The organism is Streptomyces sp. SID4985 (genome assembly GCF_009863025.1).
GTDB lineage: Bacteria > Actinomycetota > Actinomycetes > Streptomycetales > Streptomycetaceae > Streptomyces.
In genome coordinates this window covers 1-6,961 of record NZ_WWIR01000070.1, presented here as the reverse complement: position 1 = coordinate 6,961, position 6,961 = coordinate 1, and the positions used below count along the sequence as shown (strand labels likewise).

Genomic DNA, 6,961 nt, shown 5'->3' with positions numbered 1-6,961 from the left:
AGGCAGGTGGCGAGACCGAGGAAGGCCTCGTGGATGTCGTCGCGTCGCTCCCAGCGGATCCGCAGGCGGCGAAAGCCGTGCAGCCAGGCGATGGTGCGCTCGACGACCCAGCGGAAAATGCCCAGGCCAGAGCCGTGTTGCACGCCTCGCTCAGCGATGACCGGGCGGATGCCGCGCTGCCACAGTAGGCGCCGGTATTTGTCGTGGTCGTAGCCGCGGTCGGCAAGCAGCGTGTCGGGTCGATGTCTGGGGCGGCCGACGACGCCGGCAACCGCCGGGATCTTGTCGAGCAGGGGCATCAGCTGGGTGACGTCGTTGCGGTTTCCACCGGTCAGCGACACCGCGAGCGGGATGCCCTGGCCGTCGGTGAGAACGTGGTGCTTGCTGCCCGGCCGTGCGCGATCGACCGGGCTGGGACCGCTTTTGGGCCCCGTCGAGCGGCCCGGACGTGGGAGGAGTCGATCACCGCCCGGGACCAGTCCAGCTTGTTCGCCGCCCGCAGCTTCTTCAGGAGCACCAGGTGCAGTTCGTCCCACACGCCGGCCTCGTTCCACGCGGCGAGGCGCCGCCAGCAGGTCATGCCCGAGCCGAAGCCCAGTTCCTGCGGCAGGTACTCCCACTGGATGCCCGTGTGCAGGACGAACAGGATCCCGCACAGCGCCTGCCGGTCCGGGACTCGCGGTCTGCCCTCGACCAGCTTCGGACCCGGCACGGGCAGCAACGGCTCGATGAGCGACCACAGTTCGTCCGAGACGATCCAGGGCCGCGACTGACGTTTCCCCACGATCGGACCAACGACCAGCCAATCCGAAAGTCACATGATCAACGGCTTCTGTTAGGACCTCTTAGGGGCTCCCCGCCTACGGCCAGGGGCTCTCCGCCTACGACCACCGCCCCCGCTTGGCCTGCGCGGCCGCCCGCCCCTCCGCGCCCTTCCGCTTCCAGTCCCGCTTGATCTCCGCGCGAAGCCTGGCGTCGGTCTTGGCGACGATCCGCTGGTTCTCGCGCATCAGCTTGCGATAGCTGTCGAGCCTCCGGTGGGGCAGCTCGCCGCTGTCGACGGCGGAGCGCACCGCGCAGCCCGGTTCGGTGTCATGGGCGCAGTCGGGGAAGCGGCAGCGGCGGGCCAGCTCCTCGACATCGGAGAAGACCTGCCCGACCCCGCTGCCCGCGTCGAACAGCCCGACACCGCGCAGCCCGGGCGTGTCGATGAGGACACCGCCGCCGGGCAGCGGCAGCAGGTTGCGGGTGGTCGTGGTGTGACGGCCCTTGCCGTCCACGTCACGGGCGGCCTGTACATCCATGACGTCCTCGCCGACGAGGGCGTTGGCCAGCGTGGACTTGCCCGCGCCGGACTGGCCGAGGAGCACGGCGGTGCCGGAGCCGACGAGGGCACGGAGCACGTCGAGCCCGTCGTCGTACAGGGCGCTGACAGTGAGCACGGGCACGCCGGGCGCCGTCGTCTCCACGTCCTGGACGAGGTGCGCGAGCGTCACCGGGTCCGGCACGAGGTCGGCCTTGGTGAGCACGACCACGGGCTGCGCCCCGGACTCCCAGGCGAGGGCGAGGAAGCGCTCGACACGGCCGAGGTCGAGTTCGACGGCGAGGGACAGGGCGATGACGGCGTGGTCCACGTTGGCGGCGAGGATCTGCCCGTCCGACCGCTTGGACGAGGTCGAGCGGACGAAGGCCGTACGGCGCGGCAGCAGCGCCCGTACGTAACGGGGCGTACCGCCGGGGTCGACGGCGGCCCAGTCGCCGGTGCACACGATGCGCATCGGGTCGTTGGGCGTGACGAAGGCGGTGTCGGCCCGGACGACCCCGCCGGGCAGCACCACGTCGCACTGCCCCCGGTCGACCCGGAGGACCCGGCCGGGCAGCAGCCCGCGCTCGGCGTACGGCGCGAACTCGGTCTCCCAGTCGGCGTCCCAGCCGTACGGGGCGAGAGCGTGCGAGGAGGAAACGGAAGAACCATCGAGGAAGTTCAAGGGGAACCCTTCAGGGGGCGGCCCCGGCCGACCGCGCCACTGAGCGCGGAAGTGACCCTGTGACAGGGAGAGTTCAGCCGGAGGCCATGGAGGTGGCACGAACGGTCTGCTGAGCGCGGGCAGCGCTCGTCACGGAGACGGTCATCGGGCTCACCTCTCATTCCTCACTCGACGGACGGCATCGGCGACGGCAGCAGCTGAGGGCCGCCGCACGAAGCGACTTCAGCCTAGAGGCGTGCGTGTGCGGGCACCACTGGATTATTTCGTGCGCCCGCAGCCACACACTTCGTTCACACTCCACCGATGGGATATGGGGAGATATGCGGAATTCATCCCGTAATCCCGCTTGCTAACTTGGTCGAACGCCAGAACGTACACACGGGGGAAGGGGCCGGCGATGGCTTGGGACGAGTGGGAGCAGCTCAAGGCACAGGCGGCCGGTGGGCAGTCGACGCACACGCGGTTGAACCAGGTCGACGGGGGTGGCGGGCCGACCGCGTCGCCCAGCCGGACCGGTGATCTCAAGGTCGGGCACACGGACCTGGTGAAGATCGGCGGTGCCGCGCACCATCTGTACAACCAGTTGTGGGACAAGGCCAGGGTCGCCGTTCCCAGCAGTGACTCCGCGGCCGGTGACCTCTCGAAGCAGGGTTTCGCGCTCGGGGCCGGGCTCCAGCACGTCTCGACTCGGTGGGTCGAGCAGCTCAAGTCCCTCATGGACGCGTGCGCCCAGATCTCGAACCACATGCAGGTCACCAAGAGCGTCCACGCGAACGACGAGCACTACATCCAGCGGCAGATGAGCAACATCGACGCGCTCGACGCCGGGTTCGACGAGCGGGTCGGGGATCCGGGCAGGAAGAACCCCGTCTACGGCGACCACGACAAGGGCAAGAAGAAGGACTAGCGGCGCCGGGAGGAGACGACGACACCACCCACCGCTACCGCTGAGGACGACGACATTCCATGGACTTCAACGCCCTGTACCACGCCAACTTCGCGCTGCTCGACGACGCCGTCACCGACTGGTCGACCCTGATCAAGCACCTCGCGGAACTGAAGAAGGACGCCGAGGACGGCTTGCACAAGGCCGCCAACCAGGCCGACTGGGTCGGCGTCAACGCGCAGGTGTCCAAGCAGTTCATCGGCAAGACCGCCGGAGAGTTCGGCGACGCGCACACGCAGGCCACCACGATCCACAACGTTCTGCGCGACACGCGGGACGAACTGAAGGACTACCACCGGCAGTTGACCAACGCCGTGGCACGGGGACAGGGCAAGCACCTGACCGTGATCGACACCGGCGACGGTGGCTTCACCGTCACCGGCAACACCCGCCCCGACTGGAGCTCCGACCCCAGCGGCAAGACGAGCACCACCAGCCAGAAGGACGTCGACGACCTCCGCGACGAGATCCAGCGCATCCTCAGCAAGGCCACGGAGAGCGACACCTCGGCCAAGACCGTGCTGACGGCACTCGCCGACCAGAGCGCGATGGGCTTCTCCGACGCCGCCTACAAGGACAGGGACGCCGCGGCGGAGGCCGTCAAGGAGGCCGACGAGCTGGCCAAGCTCGCGAAGAAGGATCCGGACGACCTGTCGGTGAAGGACTTCGACCGGCTCAACGCGGGGCTGAAGAAGTACCACGACGACCCTCTCTTCTCCGAGCGCTTCGCGACGAACCTCGGCCCGGAGAAGACCCTGTCGTTCTGGGCCAACGCCAGCGACTCGCAGGTCAGCCCCGACCTCGCCAGGGAACGCCGCAATCAACTGGGTGAGCTGCAACGGAACCTCGGACTCACACTGGCCACCGCCAGCCGGAGCGACACGGCCGACATGACCGACTGGAAGCGGCACATGGTCGACATCGGCGACCAGCCCGTCCACGGCAAGCGCGGCAACATCCTCGGTTTCCAGGTCATGAGCAACCTCATGCGCGCCGGCGACTACGACGACGACTTCATGAGGGACTACGGCAAGCGCCTCATGGAGACGGAGCGGAAGTTCACGCACGACGGCGAGCACTTCGCATGGCAGAGGTCGGGCTTCAACACCTACCTCAACCACATGAAGGGCGACTCCGGCTGGGACCCTGTCTCGGGTTACCTCAAGGGACTGTCCAACAATCCCGATGCCGCGACCGAGTTCTTCAACGACGACTTCATCCCGAAGGACGGCGACCACAAGCACGCCGTCTCCAACTTCAAGTACCTCTTCGAAGACCGGCATTGGCCACACGAGAGCAACAGTGACCTCAGCCAGGGCGAGAGCATCGACGGCCGCAACAACCTTGCGGCCGCGCTGGAGGCGGCCACCACGGGTCACCCCGCGGGCGAACTGCCCACGGCCGACACGCCCCCGCACAACCCCGGGCAGACCAAGCTGTTCGAGAACATCGTGTCCTCGGTCTCGGACGACAACGGGCGTCTCACGGACCGCGGTTACATGTCGGACAGCATGGGTCAGATCGCGTCCGAGTATCTGCCGGACATCGACCGTGCGACGACGAATGTGGACCAGCATCCCCAGAAGGGGGACGAGGACGCCCAGGCCGCGTGGGAGCGGATCCAGAAGCTCAACCCCGTCTCAGGCGCGGCAGCAGAGCTGGACCATCGCGAAATCTCCCGTTTCCTGTTCGCCGTGGGCCAGAACCCCGAGGGCTATGCGGCAGTAGAAGTGGGACAGAAGCAATACATGGGAAAGTTGATGGATTACCATCTCGATCCCGGCCTTCCAGAGGATCAACGCCCCAATCACGACGTGCAGCTCACGGTGAGAGCCATTGCCGAGCACTCGGGCCAGGTTTCAGGGACTCTCGCCATGGGACGGAGCGAGGCGATCGCCGGGCCTGCCGATGCGACGGACAAGGAATTCGATCACTCCGTCGCCCAATGGAAGAACATCGCCGGCGGTGTCGTCGGGACAGGCGTGGGTGTCGGCACTTCCTTCATCGCCTCTCCCGTGGTCGGCGCCGGAGTCGGCGGTGCCGCTGGAACCGCGACCAGTGTGGTTCTGGAGGAGCTTTTCAAGGACGCCGAGGGAAGTGCCAAGGAAGACGCCGGTGCCAAGATGGGTGACAGTTGGCAGCGGGGGTCGGTGGCAAGCATCAAATACACCCGGAGTGGCGCCTTCGCGGCGGCCTCTCATTACCACCTGCCGCACCGGGACGACGTCGCCGCATGGGCAGAGGATTCCGCGTCCAAGGGTTACCTGGATGCCAGCTCCTACATGCAGCAAGTCGGACCCGAACTCGTGACGGACATCTAGGCTGCACGCCACACCTCTGGAAGGGGAGGTCTGACACTTGAAAGCTCGGCCCGCCATGGCAACGGCGACGCTCGCAGTATTCGGTATGCTCGTCGGCTGCTCGGGCCCCTCCGAGAAGAGGGCATACGAAATTCCGTCGAAACTCTGCGGTGTCCAGATGGATGCGAAAACGGTCTCCCCATTCCTACCCGGAGGAAAACAGGCGGCGGTGCGAGGAACGAATCCCGTGCCCAGTAGAAAATTCTGCCAGATCAACGTGGACGACGAACGGGCAATCACCTTCACCCAGGAGTGGTGGGAGGAAGATATCGACATCACTACCGTGGCCACCGGAATTCGCGCGACGAAGTCGGCAGGACTCTCCGACGACGGCACCTCCATTTTCAGCGGGACAGGCGCTGTCATGCGCGTGAAGGGTTGCAAAAACCCCGATCACGCCGCGCACATGCTGTACACCACGATCCAGGTTCGTGACACGAATCTCGCCGACCCCGCCGCCATGAAGAAACTGGCCACCGCATACACAAAGGCTGTGAAGAACTCCGATGCCTGCTCGTAGAACCGCCGCAGCCCTCTGCGCCTCCCTTGCTCTCCTGACCAGCTGCGGAAGCGGCGACGCTGCCCCGCTCAGCGCGAAGCAGGCCGAAGCCGTGCTTCCCGATGCCGAAGCCCTACCCGGCTGGAAGGCCTACCTCGACCCGGCGGCCTACCCGTTGAAGAAAGCACAGTCGATCGGCGCGAGTCGCTGCCAGGGCGAGGGCCAGATTTCCTGTGCCCGTGTCCAGATCGTCGGCGCTTCGGGACTTCGCCACCAGGGAGAGCCTGAACTCTCCTTCTTCATCCAGACCTACGAGGACTCGGACGCGGCGAAGTCGGCCTATCCGGCCGTCTGGAAGGCATGGAGCGCCCTGGTCCCCGAAGCGCGGGCCGTGGGGGTCGGCGATCTCGGTGAGCAGAGTGATGCCGTCACCGGGTGGGGGGCGTCCGGGGCGGAGGGGTCGAAGGGGACTCTGGTCCAGATCCGGGTCGGCGACGTCATCATGCTGACCTCGGTGGAGGCGCTGCCCCACGTGCGGACGACGGACGCGTTCGCGGTCAAGGTCGCCGGCGTCTTCGCCAAGCGGGCCGAGCAAGTACAGGACGGCAAGACTCCGTCGGCGGCGCTGAAGGAGTGAAATGCTCGGGGCGGAGTGCCTCGGCTCCGCAGTCCGCAGCAAGACGGCCCGCGCTGCGGTCGTTCAATCCGTCGCGCATTTCTCCCCGTTGAGGGTGAAGGCGCGCGGATCGTCGTTCGCCCCCTGATGCGTTCCGACGAACCCGAACGCGAACGATCCGTGTGCCGCGACCGACTTGTTGTAGCTCTTGGCGGAGGCGGTGACCTGGGTGCCGGACTGGTTGGGGGTGGCGTCCCAGGTCTGGCCGATGTGCTGGCCGTCGTCGAAGGTCCAGGCCAGCTGCCAGTCGGTGAGGGCGTCGTCGGTGGTGACGGTGAGGGTCGCCTGGAAGCCGTTGCTCCACTGGTCGTCCAGGTGGTAGGCGACGTGGCAGGTGGGGGCGTGGGAGGCCGCGCCGGTGGGGCCCGGGGCGGGTGCGGTGGCGGGGGCGCTGGTCCGGGGCTCGGGGCTCGGGGTGGCGCGGCGGGTGCGGGTCCGCGAGGTGCTCGGGGCCGGGGAGACCGGGATCGTGCGGGTGGTGGCCGGGGCGGC

Annotated in this window: 7 protein-coding genes; 4 read left to right on the top strand and 3 right to left on the bottom strand. The window is 67.3% G+C overall.

The genetic code is table 11. The features are described 5' to 3' along the window. Positions 1-784 (bottom strand): IS5 family transposase gene (locus GTW40_RS03035; protein ID WP_343245603.1). Its coding sequence is split into 2 segments (ribosomal slippage), with 782 coding nucleotides annotated over them: positions 1-452 and positions 455-784; the frame shifts between segments, so codons are not numbered across the junction. This gene is flagged as partial in the annotation. A gap of 97 nt (positions 785-881) precedes the next feature. Continuing rightward, positions 882-1,988, bottom strand: coding sequence for a ribosome small subunit-dependent GTPase A (rsgA, locus tag GTW40_RS03030; protein ID WP_161178587.1), 1,107 nt, complete (start codon positions 1,986-1,988; stop codon positions 882-884). 397 nt (positions 1,989-2,385) lie between these two features. Between rsgA and GTW40_RS03025 the strand changes: the two genes are divergently transcribed. The 4 genes from GTW40_RS03025 to GTW40_RS03010 are packed head-to-tail and all read left to right on the top strand — an operon-like array spanning position 2,386 to position 6,430. Continuing rightward, complete coding sequence (locus GTW40_RS03025) at positions 2,386-2,895, top strand: hypothetical protein (protein WP_161178586.1); 510 nt, start codon at positions 2,386-2,388, stop codon at positions 2,893-2,895. Positions 2,896-2,954: 59 nt separating this feature from the next. Then, the gene (locus GTW40_RS03020; protein ID WP_161178585.1) at positions 2,955-5,255 is read left to right on the top strand and encodes a hypothetical protein; all 2,301 of its coding nucleotides are present in this window, start codon (positions 2,955-2,957) and stop codon (positions 5,253-5,255) included. A 55-nt stretch (positions 5,256-5,310) separates the two neighbouring features. Then, positions 5,311-5,814 carry a hypothetical protein gene (locus GTW40_RS03015; protein WP_161178584.1) on the top strand — a complete coding sequence of 168 codons (504 nt, stop codon included), beginning with the start codon at positions 5,311-5,313 and terminating at the stop codon, positions 5,812-5,814. Continuing rightward, on the top strand, positions 5,801-6,430 hold the full coding sequence (locus tag GTW40_RS03010) for a hypothetical protein (protein WP_161178583.1): 630 nt from the start codon (positions 5,801-5,803) through the stop codon (positions 6,428-6,430). Before GTW40_RS03015 ends, GTW40_RS03010 begins: the two co-directional genes overlap by 14 nt. Before the next feature lie 63 nt (positions 6,431-6,493). On the opposite strand, the gene GTW40_RS33500 is transcribed toward GTW40_RS03010, so the two are convergent. After that, positions 6,494-6,961: cellulose binding domain-containing protein (locus tag GTW40_RS33500; RefSeq protein ID WP_202485307.1), on the bottom strand; the 468-nt coding region annotated here is incomplete at its 5' end.

What these genes read in the sequence shown, in the direction of transcription:
- GTW40_RS03015 (WP_161178584.1), top strand. Translation starts at nt 5,311, where the DNA reads ATGGCAACGGCGACGCTCGCAGTATTCGGTATGCTCGTCGGCTGCTCG.
- GTW40_RS03020 (WP_161178585.1), top strand. Translation starts at nt 2,955, where the DNA reads ATGGACTTCAACGCCCTGTACCACGCCAACTTCGCGCTGCTCGACGAC.
- GTW40_RS03025 (WP_161178586.1), top strand. Translation starts at nt 2,386, where the DNA reads ATGGCTTGGGACGAGTGGGAGCAGCTCAAGGCACAGGCGGCCGGTGGG.
- GTW40_RS03010 (WP_161178583.1), top strand. Translation starts at nt 5,801, where the DNA reads ATGCCTGCTCGTAGAACCGCCGCAGCCCTCTGCGCCTCCCTTGCTCTC.